At 62.1% G+C, this 17,050-nt stretch carries 15 protein-coding genes; 4 read left to right on the top strand and 11 right to left on the bottom strand.

Features of this window, described 5'->3' with window-relative positions; genetic code table 11:
* Window positions 1-16: 16 nt before the first annotated feature.
* Complete coding sequence (locus I6E74_RS02260) at window positions 17-1,303, bottom strand: adenylosuccinate synthase (protein WP_197122636.1); 1,287 nt, start codon at window positions 1,301-1,303, stop codon at window positions 17-19.
* 168 nt (window positions 1,304-1,471) lie between these two features.
* Here I6E74_RS02260 and I6E74_RS02255 point away from each other — a divergent pair, with 168 nt between their 5' ends.
* Together I6E74_RS02255 and I6E74_RS02250 are read left to right on the top strand one after the other, a co-directional pair.
* Window positions 1,472-2,578 carry a M4 family metallopeptidase gene (locus I6E74_RS02255; protein WP_197122634.1) on the top strand — a complete coding sequence of 369 codons (1,107 nt, stop codon included), beginning with the start codon at window positions 1,472-1,474 and terminating at the stop codon, window positions 2,576-2,578.
* 141 nt (window positions 2,579-2,719) lie between these two features.
* Complete coding sequence (locus I6E74_RS02250; RefSeq protein ID WP_197122632.1) at window positions 2,720-3,127, top strand: protealysin inhibitor emfourin; 408 nt, start codon at window positions 2,720-2,722, stop codon at window positions 3,125-3,127.
* Here I6E74_RS02250 and I6E74_RS02245 read toward each other — a convergent pair.
* From I6E74_RS02245 to I6E74_RS02205, 9 genes are all read right to left on the bottom strand, one after another.
* Entirely contained in the window at window positions 3,124-4,371 is a 1,248-nt protein-coding gene (locus tag I6E74_RS02245; protein ID WP_197122630.1) for an FAD-binding oxidoreductase, read from the bottom strand. The genes I6E74_RS02250 and I6E74_RS02245 overlap by 4 nt on opposite strands.
* Window positions 4,372-4,443: 72 nt before the next feature.
* On the bottom strand, window positions 4,444-5,502 hold the full coding sequence (locus I6E74_RS02240; protein ID WP_307784199.1) for a D-2-hydroxyacid dehydrogenase: 1,059 nt from the start codon (window positions 5,500-5,502) through the stop codon (window positions 4,444-4,446).
* A 69-nt stretch (window positions 5,503-5,571) separates the two neighbouring features.
* A complete protein-coding gene (locus I6E74_RS02235; RefSeq protein WP_197122628.1) occupies window positions 5,572-6,051 on the bottom strand; it encodes a ribose-5-phosphate isomerase in 480 nt (159 codons plus the stop codon).
* Entirely contained in the window at window positions 6,048-7,763 is a 1,716-nt protein-coding gene (locus I6E74_RS02230) for a dihydroxyacetone kinase family protein (RefSeq protein WP_197122626.1), read from the bottom strand. The genes I6E74_RS02235 and I6E74_RS02230 overlap by 4 nt, the downstream gene beginning before the upstream one ends.
* Complete coding sequence (locus tag I6E74_RS02225) at window positions 7,760-8,644, bottom strand: NAD(P)-dependent oxidoreductase (protein ID WP_231600515.1); 885 nt, start codon at window positions 8,642-8,644, stop codon at window positions 7,760-7,762. The genes I6E74_RS02230 and I6E74_RS02225 overlap by 4 nt, the downstream gene beginning before the upstream one ends.
* Before the next feature lie 2 nt (window positions 8,645-8,646).
* Entirely contained in the window at window positions 8,647-9,615 is a 969-nt protein-coding gene (locus I6E74_RS02220; RefSeq protein ID WP_197122624.1) for a sugar phosphate isomerase/epimerase, read from the bottom strand.
* Window positions 9,612-10,529: a carbohydrate ABC transporter permease gene (locus tag I6E74_RS02215; RefSeq protein WP_197122622.1), complete on the bottom strand. Its 918-nt coding sequence runs from the start codon at window positions 10,527-10,529 to the stop codon at window positions 9,612-9,614. The genes I6E74_RS02220 and I6E74_RS02215 overlap by 4 nt, the downstream gene beginning before the upstream one ends.
* On the bottom strand, window positions 10,529-11,470 hold the full coding sequence (locus I6E74_RS02210; protein WP_197122620.1) for a carbohydrate ABC transporter permease: 942 nt from the start codon (window positions 11,468-11,470) through the stop codon (window positions 10,529-10,531). The genes I6E74_RS02215 and I6E74_RS02210 overlap by 1 nt, the downstream gene beginning before the upstream one ends.
* Window positions 11,467-12,735 (bottom strand): extracellular solute-binding protein, encoded by a 1,269-nt coding sequence (locus tag I6E74_RS02205; protein ID WP_197122618.1) that lies wholly within the window; start codon window positions 12,733-12,735, stop codon window positions 11,467-11,469. The genes I6E74_RS02210 and I6E74_RS02205 overlap by 4 nt, the downstream gene beginning before the upstream one ends.
* Before the next feature lie 222 nt (window positions 12,736-12,957).
* Here I6E74_RS02205 and I6E74_RS02200 point away from each other — a divergent pair, with 222 nt between their 5' ends.
* Both I6E74_RS02200 and I6E74_RS02195 read left to right on the top strand, forming a co-directional pair.
* Window positions 12,958-13,992: a LacI family DNA-binding transcriptional regulator gene (locus tag I6E74_RS02200; protein ID WP_197122616.1), complete on the top strand. Its 1,035-nt coding sequence runs from the start codon at window positions 12,958-12,960 to the stop codon at window positions 13,990-13,992.
* Window positions 13,989-16,325, top strand: coding sequence for a beta-glucosidase (locus tag I6E74_RS02195; RefSeq protein ID WP_197122614.1), 2,337 nt, complete (start codon window positions 13,989-13,991; stop codon window positions 16,323-16,325). Before I6E74_RS02200 ends, I6E74_RS02195 begins: the two co-directional genes overlap by 4 nt.
* A 37-nt stretch (window positions 16,326-16,362) precedes the next feature.
* Here I6E74_RS02195 and I6E74_RS02190 read toward each other — a convergent pair whose 3' ends face one another.
* Entirely contained in the window at window positions 16,363-17,001 is a 639-nt protein-coding gene (locus I6E74_RS02190; RefSeq protein ID WP_197122612.1) for a TrmH family RNA methyltransferase, read from the bottom strand.
* Between the last annotated feature and the right edge of the window lie 49 nt (window positions 17,002-17,050).

Raw genomic sequence — 17,050 nt, 5'->3', positions numbered from 1 at the left:
CTAACTGCAGAAGTGCTTAGTCAACGAGGTCGTGACGAACGATGATTTCGTCGCGGCCGGGGCCAACGCCGATCGCTGACATGCGGGCGCCGCTCATTGCTTCAATGGCAAGCACGTAGTCTTGCGCGTTCTTGGGCAGGTCTTCGAAGGTGCGTGCGCCGGTGATGTCTTCGTCCCAGCCGGGGAACTCTTCGTAGATCGGCACCGAGTGGTGGAAGTCGGACTGCGATACCGGCATCTCGTCGAAGCGCACACCGTCAACGTCATACGCGACACAGACAGGAATCGTCTTGAGGCCAGTGAGCACGTCGAGCTTAGTGAGCACGAAGTCGGTGACACCGTTCACGCGCGCCGTGTAGCGGGCGATGGGAGCGTCGTACCAACCACAGCGACGCGGACGTCCGGTGGTGGTTCCGAACTCAAAACCGTGGGAACGCAAGAACTCGCCAGACTCATCGTGCAGTTCGGTCGGGAACGGGCCAGCGCCGACACGGGTTGTGTAGGCCTTGACGATTCCGATGATGCGCTCGAGGCGGTTGGGGGCAACGCCCGAACCGGTAGCCGCGCCACCGGAGGTGGAGTTGGACGACGTGACGAACGGGTATGTGCCGTGGTCAACATCCAGCATCGTGGCCTGGCCACCCTCGAAGAGCACAATCTCGCCGTCGTCGAGTGCCTTGTTCAGCAGCAGACCGGTGTCGGCGACCATGGGGCGCAAACGGTCGGCATAGCTGAGCAGTTCGGTGACGATCTCTTCAACCTCGATTGCGCGACGATTGTAGACCTTCACGAGCAGGTGGTTCTTCTGGTCGAGAGCGCCCTCGACCTTTTGACGAAGAATGTTCTCGTCAAAGAGGTCTTGAATCCGGATGCCGACACGGTTGATCTTGTCGGCATACGCCGGACCAATTCCGCGACCGGTCGTACCGATCTGACGCTTGCCGAGGAAGCGTTCCGTCACCTTGTCGAGGGTGCGGTGGTAGTTGGTGATCACGTGCGCGTTGGCGCTCACCAGCAGCTTCGACACGTCAACGCCGCGGGCGATGAGAGCGTCGAGCTCTTCGAACAGCACCTCGACGTCGATGACGACACCGTTGGAGATGATCGGGGTGACGCCTTCAGTGAGGATGCCCGACGGCAGAAGGTGAAGAGCGTACTTTTCATCACCGATCACGACCGTGTGTCCGGCGTTGTTTCCGCCGTTGAATTTGACGACATAGTCGATGCGGCTACCGAGGAGGTCGGTTGCTTTTCCCTTGCCCTCGTCGCCCCATTGGGCGCCGATGATGACGATTGCTGGCATGGTGGATCCCTTCGAAGAAGTGGGGGGATTACACCTCAGTCTACCCGAGAGCAGTCTTGTGCTTGTCGTAGCGATTTCTTGCGTGGCGGCGTTGCTGGGGACTCCGTGAGAATCGTGAGTGTTCGTCGCCAGCGTCGGTGGTTCGTGTCAGCATGAAGCATGTTCCGGATGCCGAACTCCCCCGTTTCCCCCGCTGAATCGCCTCGCGCCCGGTGCGCGATCGTGCCCCCGTTTTTGCTGTCGCGAATCGCGACGCTCGACGACCCCCGCTTTGAGCGCGCCGCTCATGCTGCGCGCCGATCGCTGACCGATATCGGTCACGATCACCTTGATCATGGGCGCCACGAGCACACGCTGCCGCCGCGATCGCTCCGCCCCGACGAGACTGCGGTTGCGCGCGGCACGGTCAGCCGGGCAATCTCGGATGCACAAACGGGCGAGACGCTACCGGGCGTGCTCGTGCGGTCAGAGGGCGAGCCCGAGACGGGCGACTCCTCTGTCTCAGAAGCGTACGACGGTCTTGGCCACACCTTCGCCCTGTTCTGGGAGGTGTTCGAGCGCGATTCGATCGACGACCGCTCGGCGCCGCTCGAAGCGACCGTGCACTTCGGTAAGGAGTACGACAACGCCTTCTGGGATGGCAGCCGTATGGTCTTCGGTGATGGTGATGGCGAGGTCTTCACCGGCTTCACTCGCTCGCTCAGCGTCATTGGCCACGAACTCGCGCACGGAGTCACCGAGTTCACCGCTGGCCTCGTCTACCGGGGGCAGAGTGGTGCTCTCAACGAGCACGTCTCCGATGTCTTTGGCGCCCTCGTGGAGCAGTACGCCTGGGGCCAGACCGCGGGCGAGGCATCGTGGCTCGTCGGCGAAGGCATCTTCACTGACGAGGTCGAGGGCAATGCCCTGCGCTCGCTCAAAGAGCCAGGCACCGCTTATGACGACGATGTGCTGGGCAAAGACCCGCAGCCGTCACACTGGGATGACTTCATCGTGACGCAAGAAGACAACGGTGGCGTGCACCTCAACTCGGGCATCCCCAACCGCGCCTTCTGGAGCGCCGCCGATACGCTCGGCGGCTTCGCGTGGGAACGTGCCGGTCAGATCTGGTTCGACACCCTCACGAACGGCTCGCTCACACCTCGCAGCGAGTTCTCCGAGTTCTCCGCCGCCACGATTGCGGCAGCAGCAGCCCGCTTTGGCGATGGCTCTGAGGAGCAGCGCGCGGTCGTTTCAGGCTGGGCGCTCGTTGGAGTGGTGCCGACCGCGGCCTGAGCCGCTGCGAGCTGAGCCCCCACGGTGTCAGCACTCGTCGGGTTCAGCGCTGTTCGCTCCACCCGCCTTTCGCCTCTGGAGGCCTACGATCTCGGGTACCGCACCCTGTTCGCCCGCACGACAACCGGATAGCATGCACGTGTGAAGGTACAGGTGTGGCGAAGCGGAGGGCTCCTCGGCCGACGCGTGGAGTGGGCTGTCGTTGTCGACGAGCAGCCGGACCCCGACCAGTGGTATCTGCTCATCTCCGAAATCCCGTGGAACGAGCATCCGACCGAGAACACGATGCCCGACCGCTACACCTATGAAATCCACTGCGAACCGCACGAAGCCGTCATCCCCGAGCAGCAGCTCGTCGGCCCGTGGCGAGAGCTGGTCGATCGGGTGCGTGAAGCCGACGCCAGCCCGCGACGTCCACAGCCCGAGTCGCCGCCCGGGCCCGAGTGCGACGCTGAAGCTTCACCGGCGACAGAGACCGAACGGGGACCTGACACGGTGCACGGTACTGAGAAGCAGCGCAGCCCCGACGAGCTCGACGGCGAACGTTAGCGCAGCGGGTCGAAAGCGTCGAGCAGCGGGTGCTTGTCGCCACCGGTGATCGAGTCGGCGAGAATCCGGCCCGTCAACGGTCCGAGGGTGACTCCCCACATGCCGTGACCGCCGGCGACGTGCACCCGCGGCGAGCGCGTTCCGCCCACGAGCGGCAGTCCGTCGGGAGTGCAGGGGCGTGAGCCGACCCATTCTTCTTCGCGGGCGTCCCAGTCGACGCCGTCAAACATGGGGCTGGCCGCGTTAACGATGGTCTGGATGCGGCGAGAGTCGGCGGGCGCTTCGGCCGACCGAAATTCCATCATGCCTCCCACGCGCAACCGGTCGCCGAGGGGAGTGCAGGCCACGCGCTGGGCGGGCAGGTAGATCGGGTGCGTCGGAATCACGGGTGGCTTCACGCTGAAGCTGTAGCCGCGACCTGACTGCACGACTTGGCGCACGCCAAACTGGCGGGCGAGGTCGCCAAGCCAGGTTCCGGTAGCGATGACGACCTCGTTGCTGAGCACAGCGTTCTGGCCCTCGACATCAACGGCAACTCCGGCAGCACCGAGGTCGCGGATGCCGGTCGCTTTCGCGCCTTCCACGATCGTGGCTCCGCGAGCGCGCACTGATGCCGCCAGCACCTCCATGAACGAGGGAGGGTTGATGAAACGCTGGCCATCCACGCGCAGCCCATGCGTCACGAGCTTGGAGACGCTCGGCTCAAACTCGCGCAGCTCGTCGCCGGTGATCTTCTCAAAGCTCACGTGACCGCCGCCGGCCGCGACCTCATCGAATTCGTGGGTGATGACACGGCGGTCGGATTCATTAGTGAAAGCAGCAAGGAAGGGGTCGGCGTGTTTGAGGGCTGCAGAGACTCCGCCGTCTTCCATCCGGTCGAAGGATTCGAGACTCCACTTGTTGATCTCGGCGAACGTGACCATGTTGCGGCGCCACATCTTGGGCGTCGAGTGACGCGCAAAGCCGGCGAGGAAGCGCAGCAGCGTCGAGTTGGCGGCGACCGGAACGTACACGGGCGAGGTGGGGTCGATAACCGCTTTGATGCCGACCTTGAAGATCGAGGGCTCCGGCAGCGGAAGTGTCAGTGCGGGAGCAACCCAGCCGGCGTTACCGAGCGAAGCACCAGCGGCAACGCCCGTGCGGTCGAGCACGGTGACCTCCACGCCACGCTCCTGCAAGAACCAGGCCGTTGACAGCCCTACGATTCCGGCGCCAATAATGGTGACTTTCGCGGGCTGTGTCATAGTTCCCTACTTCGTGAAGCTGACGTGCTGATTACTCCATTGTGCATCGCGACGGCCGCCGAGAGAGCAGCGTTAGTAGAAATGCACCGTGTCGACGACGTTGCGCAGGGGACGACCATCCAGGAAAGCGCTGGCATTTCGAGCGAAGAGTCGCGCAATCTGCTCTTCCTGCGCGTAGCTCAGCGCTGCAGTGTGCGGGCTCAGCAGCACGTTGTCCATCTCCCAGAGCGGGCTCGACTTCACCAGAGGTTCTGTTTCTACGACGTCGAGCGCCGCAAAGCCGACACGACCGTCTTCGAGCGCAGCGATGAGAGCCTGTTCGTCGATCACGCTGCCGCGCCCCACGTTGACCACAGTGACACCGGGCTTAACCATTGTGAAAAATTCGGCGTCGACGAGCTTTTCGGTGTGGGGCGTGCCTGGCAACGACACCACGATTCCGTCGGCGCGTTGGATCGCCGCGGGCAGGTTGTGCGGTTCGATGATCTCGGCGACTCCGGGAACCATCTCGCCGCGGCGGCTCATCCCGATGACATGGACGCCGAGCGCACTCAACTTTTCGGCGAGCGCCGATCCGATCCCGCCGAGTCCGAGCAGCAGTATCGTGTGGTCGCTGAGCTGCGCCATCGGCCACCGCTCGCTCCACTCGTGTGCCTGGCTCTGCCGAAGCAGCCGAGGGAGCGACTTGCTCGCGGCCAGCAACCCGAATAACGCAAATTCCGCGAGCGGCCCGCCATGCACTCCCGCGGAGGTGGTGAACGCCACCCGATCGAGCTCGTGCCGCGTGAAGCCCGCTTCTCGAATCTGAGCTCCACCGCCCGCCGCCATCGTCTGAACCCAGCGAAGACGGTCATTCTGCTGCACGACCTCTTTCAGCAGAGGCGTCGACAGATCGGGGATTCCGTAGAGGGCGTCGGCAGAGTTGAGCAGTTGCATAAACTGCGACTGCTGCTGCGCTGTGCGACGAAAGTCAGGATCGCCCGCGTAGTCCGCCGTAAATCGCATCGGAGGCAACAACGACTGGTCGCGAATCAGTTGCACGCGCGGTTCCAACGATTCGATCAGCGCACACAGTTCTTCGCTGAGGGGCGTGGCCACCCCGACCGTTAATCTCGTTGCTGCGATTCCCACTCGAACCGACTCCTTTAGTTGTGCCGCCGAGCCCGGGAGGCGAGTGGCGGATGTGCGGGAAACCGCTAATCAGACAGAGGGACGCAGTTCGTAGCGTTCGATCTCTGCGACCTTTTCGGCGGAGGCACTCGACGAGTCGAAGGTGTAGCCGAGCCATTCCCGCGCCAGGCGTCGTGCGAGTTCAAGCCCGACAACGCGCTGACCGAAGCACAGCACTTGGGCATTATTCGACAAAACGCTTCGCTCCACAGAGAAAGAATCGTGGGCAGTCACCGCACGGATCCCTTCCACTTTGTTGGCGGCGATCGCGACGCCAAGACCAGTGCCGCACACGAGGAGAGCGCGATCGGCTTCGCCAGCGGCAACTAGGCGAGCGGCATCCACTGCAATGTGCGGATACGCCGTGGATTCGCTTTCGGAGACTCCGACGTCGACGACGGAGGCTACACGCGGATCGGCTTCGAGATCCGCCTTCAATATCTCTTTGTACTCGAATCCGGCGTCGTCGCTACCGATAACGACGCGGATCAGCGGGGTCGTAGTGCTCATGAATCTGCCTTCCAGGCTGTGCGGGGTTGAGCGAGTGCTCCAACGATCAACGCGAATGAGGTTGCGCCAGCGTCGGGTGTTCCGATGCTGCGCTCGGCGAGTGGTCGAGCCCGGCCCTTCTTGGGCGTCAGGCTCTCTGTGGCTGCTGCTGCTAGTGCTGCAGCATCGGCCGCGTTACTCCAGGCAGCGCTGAGCTCCTCACCGCGGTCTACGTCGCGCTTGAGAGTGTGGATGAACGGCACGAGCGCGTCGACGAATGTCTTGTCGCCCACCTCAGCTCCGCCTAATTGCTGAATAGCCTCGAGGAATGCCTCGGCAGCGTCCGTTACGACAGTGGCGTCGTACTCAAGACGGTCATCGCGAATCGCTTCCGCTGCGGCTTCAAGGCCGGCACCCCAGAGAACTCCGGAGGTTCCGCCGGCGCGTGTGGCCCACTCGCGCCCGGCTTGGCGGAGGTTCCCGGCAACGCCTCCCGACGTTGAGTTGTCGACGATTCCTGCAGCGGCGTCAATACCCTTGACCATTCCGCGGCCGTGATCCCCGTCACCTGCGACCGCATCGATGTCGCCCAACTCGACAGCGTTGTCGTGCAGGACAGCGCGAACGGTCGAGACTGCAGCCACCAGCAGGGGCATCAGCGCCCGCGATGCTTCCGTAGATTCTGGGGCGGAGGCCTGAGCGATCGATGCTGCTCCCGGCTCGACCGGGGTCAGCTTGTCGAGGCCCGCGCTGATCTTTCGGTACGCCGGAGTGTAAGCGTCAGCAGTCCAGGTGCGCTCGAGTTCTTCATCGAGCCACATCAGGGTGAGCGAACAGCCGCCCATGTCGAGGCTCGTTACGAGTTCTCCGACCTCAACTCCTACTGCCGCTAAACCAGCATCCTTCAGCAATCGCGAAAGCGCCTTCCACACGACGAAGAGTTCTTCATACTTCGTCGTTCCCAACCCGTTGAGGATGACAGCGACGCGGGTCGAGTCTCCGACAGGCCGTTCGCTCAGAACACCATCGAGAAGCAATCGAGCAAGTTCATCGGCGGTGAGCCGCGGAACGTCGCGCACCCCTGGTTCGCCATGGATTCCGAGCCCAACGCTCATCGAGCCGGACGGGATGGAGAACAGCGGCTCGGCTGAACCCGGCATCGTGCATCCAGAGAATGCAACACCGAGTGAGCGAGTGGAGTCGTTCGCAGCCCGGCCAAGACGCTCAACCTCGTCGAGTGAGAGTCCTTCCGCTGCGGCAGCACCCATCACTTTGAAGACCGTAAAGTCGCCGGCAATTCCACGGCGTTGATCCGCGTCGGGCGATGAGCCCACGTCATCCGTCACGAGCACAACCCGCGTATCGATTCCTTCGCTGCGCAGACGCTCAGCCGCGATTCCAAAGTTCATCACGTCTCCGGCGTAGTTGCCGAAGCTCAAAACCACACCACGGCCCTCATTCGCAGCCTTCGCTACCGAATACACCTGTGCGGCCGACGGGGAGGTGAAGATGTTGCCGACAACGGCACCGGTCGCAAAGCCGGGGCCAACAAGACCGGCGAATGCCGGGTAGTGGCCCGATCCGCCACCGATAACAACAGCAACCTTGGGCTCACCGCGGCGATGCGCGACCACACCACCGGGTACTCCTGACAGGCGATCGGCATAGAGCTCTACAAAGCCGTCGAGAGCATCCTCGGCAAAGTCTGAAGGGTCGTTGAAAAGAACGGTCATTTGTCGCTCGCAGCAAAAAGAGTGCTGATGATCGAGTCGTCTTCTGCAGCAAGTCCCGCTGCTTCGCCCATGCGATACAGCTGCTCCGCCGCGCTCGCCAACGGAACGCTGACTTTCCGCTCGCGGGCAACGTCGCCGACAATACCCATGTCTTTGCCGATCACGTCGAGTCGCGAACGCAACGGCGGGGTTTCCCCGCGTAGCTGCTGCGCAATACGCGGACCACGGTCGGCGAACATGAACGAGGCGGCAGCGCCCGCGCCAAGAACGTCAATAACCATGTCGAGGTCAAGACCGAGCTGATGCGCCAGGGCAAGGGCTTCTGCCGCAGCGGCAGTGTGGATGCCGCACAAAAGCTGATTGACGGCCTTAAGCTGCTGGCCTTGGCCAACTTTGTCGCCCACGACGCACACGGTCGAACCGAGCGCATCGAGTACCGGCTGGGTTACCGACCGTGCCTCAGGCGAGCCACCGACCATGATCAGGAGGTCGCCGGTTTCTGCCCGAACCGGGCCACCGGAAAGGGCGGCGTCTACGCAGAGGATGCCCCGTGCGTGCAGAAGGTCGGCAGCGCGCACTAGGGCGGTTTCGCCGACAGTCGATGTGATGACTACGACTGATCCGGGCGCTAGCCCGTCCACAACTCCGCCGGTTCCAAACAATGCGGACTGAAGCTGTGCTGCATCGCGAACGATCAGTACGACGACGTCGGCACCATCCGCTGCCTGTTCGAGTGACGACGCCGGTGTAGCCCCGGCCGCTGCGGCTTTGTTGAGCGCAACAGGGTTGATGTCGTACACCTTCACGTCGAAGGATTTAGTCAAGTGGGTTGCCATCGGCAGCCCCATCGCGCCGAGTCCGATTACCGTCACGTTTGTCATTGTCAGCTCTCCAATCCGCGCACGGCGGTGCGTGCTTCTCCGAGTGCGACCGCAATCATGCGGCGCACGTAGTCTGCGTTGCGGGCCGCGACAGACAGGCCATCACCGCCGTAGTGCTCGACACAGAACGGTGCCGCGAAACCCGCAGCGATCGCCGCAGCGATGGCGGCCCGGTAGTTCATCGAGCCGAACTCCATGGGCGCGGGCACCGTGGTGACGAAGCCACGCTCGCGATCTTCGTCTCGAAAATAGTTCTTGACGTGCCAGTAGTTAGACACCGGGGCGCAGCGCGCGCTTGCTTCGAGAAAGTCCTCGATATCGCGATGCAGTCGGTACATGTTGCCAAGGTCGGGGTTAAGGCCGACGTTGGAGAGGCCTACCGACTCGACGAGTCGAAGGCCGCCATCGACAGTGCCGATCAGCGTGTCTTCATACATCTCCAGCGAGACTGCGATTCCGAGGTCGGCGGCGTGCGTGCCGAGTTCGCGGATGCGCGTGGTCGCGAGATCCCAGGTCGCGTCGTCTTGATCGTCAACCGGCCCGGGTTCGGTCCAGAACCACTGCGAAGTCTTTTGTCCTGGCAAGAGTGGTCGGTGCAGCCCGAAACTCACCAGCGGGATGCCAAGCTTGGCAGCAGCGTCGAGGGTGCGATGGCTGTAGGCGAGGTTGTCGTCGCCAGCCACCGGGTCGATCACGCTTCGTCGTATTGCTGAGATTGCAATCGGTCGAAGGTGAGCTTCTGCAATAACGGCCGACAGTTCCTCGAGTCGTGCCGACGAAAGATCGCCCGCCTGCACCCAGTTGTCGGTGACGTCGACGCTATCGATACCTTCGAATGCCACCTGGGCGAGCTGATCGAACCACGCCTCGGGGCTAGCATCCTGACTCGCTGCGAAGGGGAGCATCGCAGCGGCAATGGGCCACGATGCGCTCGAGGCGTACGTTGAATCTGTTGATGAATTGTCGCTCATTTTCCGAATCCCGCCGTCAAGCCTGCAACGAGCTGTCGACGCCCGAAGATGTACAAGGTCAAGATCGGGATCATCGACATGACCACTGCGGCCATAATCCCGGGAACGTCCACCGTGAGTTCGCTCTGAAAGCTCCAGAGCGCAAGCGGAAGAACCCGCACGGATGGGCTTTGAGTGAGCACGAGCGGAAAGAGAAATCCGTTCCAGACACCCAGAGCGTTATAGATGCCGACCGTAATCAAGGCCGGACGCGACAGCGGAAGCACAAGCTTCCACAGCATCGTCCAGTCGGTGGCGCCATCGAGACGCATCGACTCGAACAGCTCACCGGGGATATCCCGGAGAAAGTTCACCAGGATGACCACGGTGATCGGAATTGCGAAGGCGGCTGACGGAATGATCAGGGCCAGCAAAGTGTCGTAAAGCCCCATCTGAGAAAGCATGTAGAAGATAGGGATGATTGCCGCTTGGAGCGGAACGGCGAGGCCGAGCAATACCAGCGAAAATGCAGTCCGTGACACGACGTGGGTATTTCGCGCAATTGTGTACGCCGCCAGGAGCGAGACGAACACGGCGATAATGACGGCTGCAATCGTCACGATGACCGAGTTCGTAAAGTACCCGAAGAATCCCGAGTCGAAGACCTTGACATAGTTGGCGAGCGTCGGCTCGGAGGGAAGCGACAACGGTGCGTCGGAGAAGAAGGTAGTGCTGCTGCGGAAACTAGTGGTCAGAACCCAATAGAGAGGGATGACAACGATAATCAGCCAGAGCGCGCCACCCAGACCGCCAGGAATGTTGGTGTGCTTACTGAACAACGATGGCCGCCGGCGCACGGGCGCAGACTTAGTCGGCGGTGCAGTAACGGGAGGTGCAGTGACCCGCACGGGATCCACTGAAGTGGTGGTACTCATTACATTCCCTCCTGTTGACTCTTCATTTTCGAGAACCCGCTCCAGCGCGTCAGCGCAAGCGAAAGCACAAGCCCAATCAGCACGAGAACCGTGGCAATCACGCTTGCCTTGCCCATCTCTGCCGAGCGGAACCCGGTGAGGTACATGTGCAGCGGCAGCACGCGTGTCGCGTATCCCGGCCCACCGGCTGTCATCACGAAGATGAGGTCGAAGTAGGTCAACGATCCCACCACGATCAGCGTGGATGACGTCACGATGGTGTACTTCAACTGCGGAACGGTGATCGTGAAGAACTGCATGATTTTGCCGGCGCCGTCGATCGATGCCGCCTCATAAAGCGAAGCGGGGATCTGACGCACACCGCCCTGGTACAGCAGCGTGTGAAGGGGAACGAAGTGCCACGCGATCACCAGAATCACCATGATGAGCACCGTGTTTTTATCTCCGAGCCAGTTATGCGCGAGCCATCCGAAGCCGTCTTGCGTGGAGAGTCCGAAGTTAGGGTCAAGCAGGTTCTTGTAGGCGAGCGCTACCGCCGCAGACGAGAGCAGAAGCGGGACAAAGAAGATGAGTCCGGCGAAGGATCGGAACCCTCCCGAGCGCGCGATCCAGACGCCAAGAAGCATGCTGATCGGGCCCTGAACAAGCAGGCTGCCGAACATCACGGCGAACGTGATGCCGAGCGTCGTGTAGGTCACTGGGTCTGTGACGAACCAGAGCCAGTTGTCGGCTCCCAGCCACTGCGGCGTGCCGAGCCCGCTCCACTGCGTGAACGACAGAACTACTGCTCCCAGCAACGGCAGGATGGCGAAGCCACCGAACAGGAGCGCTGCGGGAAGAAGGAACCAGAGTGACGGCCCGCCCGACCGTTGTCTAGCCGCGAGCGCCGACCCACGACGGGGAGCACGGATGCCCCCCGTCGTCGTTGTTACGGTCGTCACTTGATTGTCGCGTTCATGAGCTGCATGAACTCGTCGGCGTCGATTTCCTGCAGGAACACTCGGTCGAGCTGAACCGTGAGTTCGGCGCCCTGAGCGGGTGATAGTGCTTGGTCCCAGGAGAGCTGGAAGTTCGCAGCGTCATCCGACAGATCGAAGACGAACGACTGGAAGTCGGCGTCGTCGCGCTGGTCAATCAGGTCTTTCGCGTCGCTTACCCCGGGAACGGCAGAGCGCTCAAGGACCTCACCAATGTAGGCGTCGTTCATCACTTCGGTCGCCAGGAAGTCAGTGACAGTCGCTTTATTAGCGTCTGTCGCCGCTGACGCTACCGACCAGTAGTTCGACGGGTTTCCGACGAGGTCTGTGGTGTCTCCCGAACCTGAGCCGACAGTGGGGAAGGTGACGTAGCCCAGATCGCCGCTGTCGACGAAATCAGGGGCCTTGGTCTGAATGTTTGAGTAGGCCTGAGAAAGAGCGACCATCATTGCGGCCTTGCCGGTGTAGAGCAGTGCATCCGCAGCTCCACTTCCGTAGTCGAGTGCGGCAAAGTCTGAGTTGAAGCCATCAGCCTTGACGAGGTCCTGAATCATGTCGATCGATTCCGCGATAGCGGGATCTGACCAGGCGTCGGGCTCATTAGCGACAATCGCGTCGAAGACCTCAGGGCCACCGATTCGATCGACCAGGTACGAGATGTACGGCAGCTGCGGCCATTTGCTCGCTCCAGCCAGCGCGATCGGCGCGACGCCGGCGTCGTTGAAGACCGGAACGAGATCCATCAGGTCGTCCCATGATTCGGGAGGAGTAGCTCCCACTTCTTCGAATACAGCCTTGTTGTACAGGATGACAACGGGCTGGATGTTGTTGATGGCAGCACCATAGACCGCGCCATCGAAGGTGGCGTTGTCGTTCACGGCATCGAGATAACGGTCGGTGATCTCGGGATCTTCGATGGGATCGATGTAGCCGGCGTCGACGTAGCCCTCGAGCACTCCGCCGCCCCAGCCGAACATCAAGTCGGGCCCTTGACCTGCTCCGAGAGCGATGCGGAGCTTGTCGGAGTAGCCGTCGTTTCCGAACATCTGAAGTTCGATAGGCCTGTCGGGGTTGGTTTCGTTCCAACGATCAACCGCTGCTTCGTAGGAGGCTGACTGCCCGCCCTCTACGCCCCAGACGACTGCCGTCGAAGAGCCGCCGTCGCTACCGGAGCCGCTGCATCCGGTGAGCGCGAGAACTCCCGCTGTTAGCACCGCAACGCCAGTCATAAATCTTTGTTTTTTGGCCCGCAACATATGTGTCCCAATTCTCTTCGTTGAGTTGTTTGTCGAAAATGTTTCGAAGCACTTTCGGTGTCTCGAGAGTCACACTATGGCGAGAAAGCGGGTACTGTCAAATATTTATTGCCGAGTGCAGCAAAATTATGTGAGCGAATTATTGAAAGTTTTCGAGTTCTTGGATAGTCTTTCGATCTCGGGACTAGGAGCACCATGGAAAGCACGAAAGCACAGCGGCCAACGCTGAATGACGTCGCGCAGCATGCCGGCGTTTCTATCGCTACCGCCTCAAAAGCGCTCAACGGCCGTAGCGACGTCGCGGCATCCACGCGCGCCCGAATCGAAGTCGCCATCGAAGCGACCGGGTACGGTGCCGGTCGCCCGCGCGGCGCGGCCGCAGCCCCGACGATCGAATTTCTCGTCGACAAACTCACCAGTCCGTACGCCATGGAAATTTTGCGCGGCGTCACCCTCGCTGCCGAAGAGGCTGGAATTGATGTAGTCGTTGGCCGATTTCGCCCTAGTCCCCACAAATCCGATCAGGAGGTGATTCGCCGACTCAATCGATCGGGGCGGGTGGGCGCCATCATCCTCACGGTCGATATGTCAGAGCCAACCCATCAAGCGATCTCTCGATCAGCTTTCCCGATCGTACTCATCGACCCCCTTCGCATGGATGAGTCGTCGGTCGCTTCGGTAGGCTCCACCAACTGGATCGGGGGCCGCAGCGCGACGGAGCACCTCATTGGCCTCGGCCACCGAAACATTGCGATCATTGGCGGCCCGGCTGAATCGCTCAGCGCCCGCGCCCGCGTCGATGGCTTTCGGTCCGCAGCGGATGCCGCCGGAATAGCCGTCCCGGATGATTTCATCACCCACACGAGCTTCGATCACGATGCCGCTGAACGCGTTGCTCACGAGTTGCTCAGTCGCACCGATCGCCCCACCGCCATTGTCGCCTCGAGTGATGCGCAAGCGATGGGCGTACTAGAAGCGGCGCGCCAGCTAGACATCCGCGTTCCCGAGCACCTGAGCCTTGTCGGCTATGACGACACTTATGTGGCGTCGTGGGCGAATCCCCCGCTGACCTGCGTTTATCAGCCGTTGCAGGACATCGGCAGGGTGGCTCTTCGCACCGTGCAGCAGCTCGCCGCCGGTGAGCATCTTGACTCCCACCACATCGAACTCGCTACCCGCCTCGTCGTCCGTGAATCAACGGCACCGCCTTTAGACAGGAACAACTCTTGACGACCTCCTCCGTTTCTTCCCCCACACGCTCCGCGGCTTGGCATGACACCTCGCTCTCTGATGAGCAGCGCGCAACCGCGGCACTGGAGGAAATGACGCTCGAAGAAAAGGTCGCACAACTCGTCGGCTATTGGTTTGACAAGCGTGGTGCCGGCGAAGTCGTTGCCCCGATGCAAGACACTCTCGGTGCCACCCGCCCGCCGTTCGATCAGGTTGCCCCGCTTGGGCTCGGCCACTTCACCCGCGTCATTGGCACTGAGCCGGGAACGGTTTCCGAGGTCACTCAACGGCTGAAAGAAAAGCAACAACTGGTCGTGGATGCTTCGCGGCTCGGCATCCCCGTTATTGCCCACGAAGAGTGCCTCACTGGCGTCAACTCATTGGGGGCGACGGTCTACCCGGCTCCGCTCGCCTGGGGAGCAACCTTCGATCCCGCTCTTGCCAGGAAGGTGGGCGAAACGATCGGCGCCGACCTTCGGGCTCTCGGGATACATCAGGGCCTCTCACCGGTATTGGATGTCGTGCGCGACTACCGCTGGGGTCGCGTTGAGGAAACGATCGGCGAAGACCCGGTACTCGTGGCCGCCGTCGGTTCCGCGTACACCAGCGGTTTGGAGGCCAGTGGCCTCATCGCCACGTTGAAGCACTTCGTGGCCTACTCGGCGTCAGCCTCGGGGCGCAATCACGCCCCCGTCTCGGCGGGTCCGCGTGAGATCGCGGATGTCATGCTGGTGCCGTTCGAGGTTGCGGTGCGTGACAGCGGCGTGCGCTCGGTCATGAACTCGTACAGCGATATTGACGGCGTTCCCATTGCCGCTGATCGAGCGTTACTCACCGAACTCCTTCGCGACGAGTGGGGTTTCACCGGAACGGTCATCTCTGACTACTGGGCCATCGCTTTCCTCGCCAGCGCTCACGGGGTTGCCGCTGACGCCGCTTCTGCTGGCGCGCTGTCGCTCGCGGCCGGCATGGATGTCGAGCTCCCCAACGGTATGTGCTTCCCTCCCCTCGTCGAAGCGGTGCGCTCCGGAGAGATGGACGAAGCTCTTGTCGATCGCGCGGTTCATCGCGTGCTGCTGCAGAAAGCACAGCTGGGTCTCCTTGACGAAAACCCCGAAACGGGCGGTCGGGTCATCGACCTCGACTCCGCTGACAACCGAGCCCTTGCGCGCACTGTGGCCGAAGCATCCATCGTGCTGCTGCGCAACGATGACAACCTGCTCCCCCTCGCCCCCGAGTTCTCCGGGCGCATTGCCGTGCTTGGCCCCATGGCTGCCGATCCTCGAACACTGCTCGGGTGTTACTCCTATCCCGTGCACGTACTGCCGCGCTACCCGCAGTTCGGACTGGGCATCGAGGTGCCGTCGTTCCTTGACGCCCTGAGCGCCGAGTTCCCCCACTCGACCGTCACCCACGAGGCTGGCGCCAGCATTCTCGGCCCGGAGACGGGCAACCTCGAGCGAGCCGTTGAACTGGCACGGGACGCAGACGTGGTCATTCTGACGGTGGGCGACCTGCCCGGAATGTTTGGGCGCGGAACCTCTGGTGAGGGATGCGACGCCGTCGATCTCGCGCTCCCCGGCACGCAGGCAGCACTCGTGAATGCGGTGCTCGACACCGGAGCTTCAGTAATTCTAGTCACCAACAGCGGGCGCCCCTACGCCTTCACGTACGGTGATCGCGTGCGCACTGCGGTTCAATCCTTCATCCCGGGCGAAGAAGGTGCCGGCGCAATTGTTGGCGTGCTCAGCGGTCGCGTGAACCCCGGGGGAAAGCTCCCCGTTCAGATTCCCCTCACGACGGGCGGCGGACAACACCTCTACCTGGGAGCGCCACTCACCCGCACTATCGACAAGATCTCCAACCAGTCCACCTCACCGGCATTCGCGTTCGGTCACGGGCTCAGCTACACCACGTTTTCGCTCTCCCCGGCTGTGCTCGCCGATGAGACGGTCGACATCGACGGCGCGACCACAGTGTCCGTCGACGTGAAGAACACGGGCGCGTCCGCCGGCTCCGAGACCGTTCAGGTCTACCTTTCCGACCCCGTTGCTACCGTGGCTCGACCGGTTCAGAAGCTCGTCGGTTTCGCGCGCGTTTCCCTCGAACCGGGCGAAACGGCGCACGTCTCGTTCACGATCAGCCCTGAGCTCAGCGCCTACACCGGCATCGAGATGAAGCGCATTGTCGAGCCGGGCGAGCTGATCTTCAGCGTCGGAACGTCAAGCGACACCGCAACGGACGGGCTATCGCTCACGGTGACCGGTGAATCACGAGTTGCCGGACACCACCGAATGATCATCGCGCCCGTCGCGGTAGTCGTAAGGGACTAACGGCAAAGCGAAGTGGGCCCGATCGAGTCGCGCGGGCCTACTTCGTGAAGCTGACGTGCTGGGTAATCCAGTTATGCATCGCTACGGCAGCCGCGGCTGACGCATTGATGGATCGGGTTGAACCGAACTGGCTGATCTCCACGACATCCGTGGCAGCGTCGATTGCTTCGGGAGAGAGCCCGGGGCCCTCTTGGCCGAACAGCAGCACGCAGCGCTTGGGGATGTCAAAAGTTTCGATGATGACGCTGCCGGGCACGTTGTCGATCGCGATGATCGGCAGGTCGTTCGCTTCAGTCCACTCGACGAAGGCCGCGACATCTGGATGATGCAGCACGTGCTGGTAGCGGTCAGTGACCATGGCGCCGCGTTTGTTCCAGCGCCGCCGCCCAATGATGTGCACAGTGTCGGCACCGAACGCGTTGGCGCTGCGCACGATGGAACCGATGTTCATGTCGTGCTGCCAGTTCTCGATGGCAACGTGGAACGGATGCCGCGTCACGTCAAGATCGGCAATGATCGATTCCATGTTCCAGTAGCGATACCGGTCAATAACGTTGCGACTATCCCCGCGTTCGAGCAGCGCAGGATCGTAGTGGGCGTCAGTGGGCCATTCGCCCTGCCAGGGCCCCACGCCGTTGGTCGACAGCTCGACGCTGGGGTTCGGTTCAGTCACCATTCCACGATAGTCGTCGGCGGCCCAGCGCGAGTACCGCCTCGCAGCGGCA

Origin of the sequence: Salinibacterium sp. SWN139 (assembly GCF_015864625.1) — a bacterium.
Lineage (GTDB): Bacteria > Actinomycetota > Actinomycetes > Actinomycetales > Microbacteriaceae > Rhodoglobus.
The sequence above is the reverse complement of the archived record's forward strand: the minus strand, read 5'-3'. Positions and strand labels throughout refer to the sequence as shown.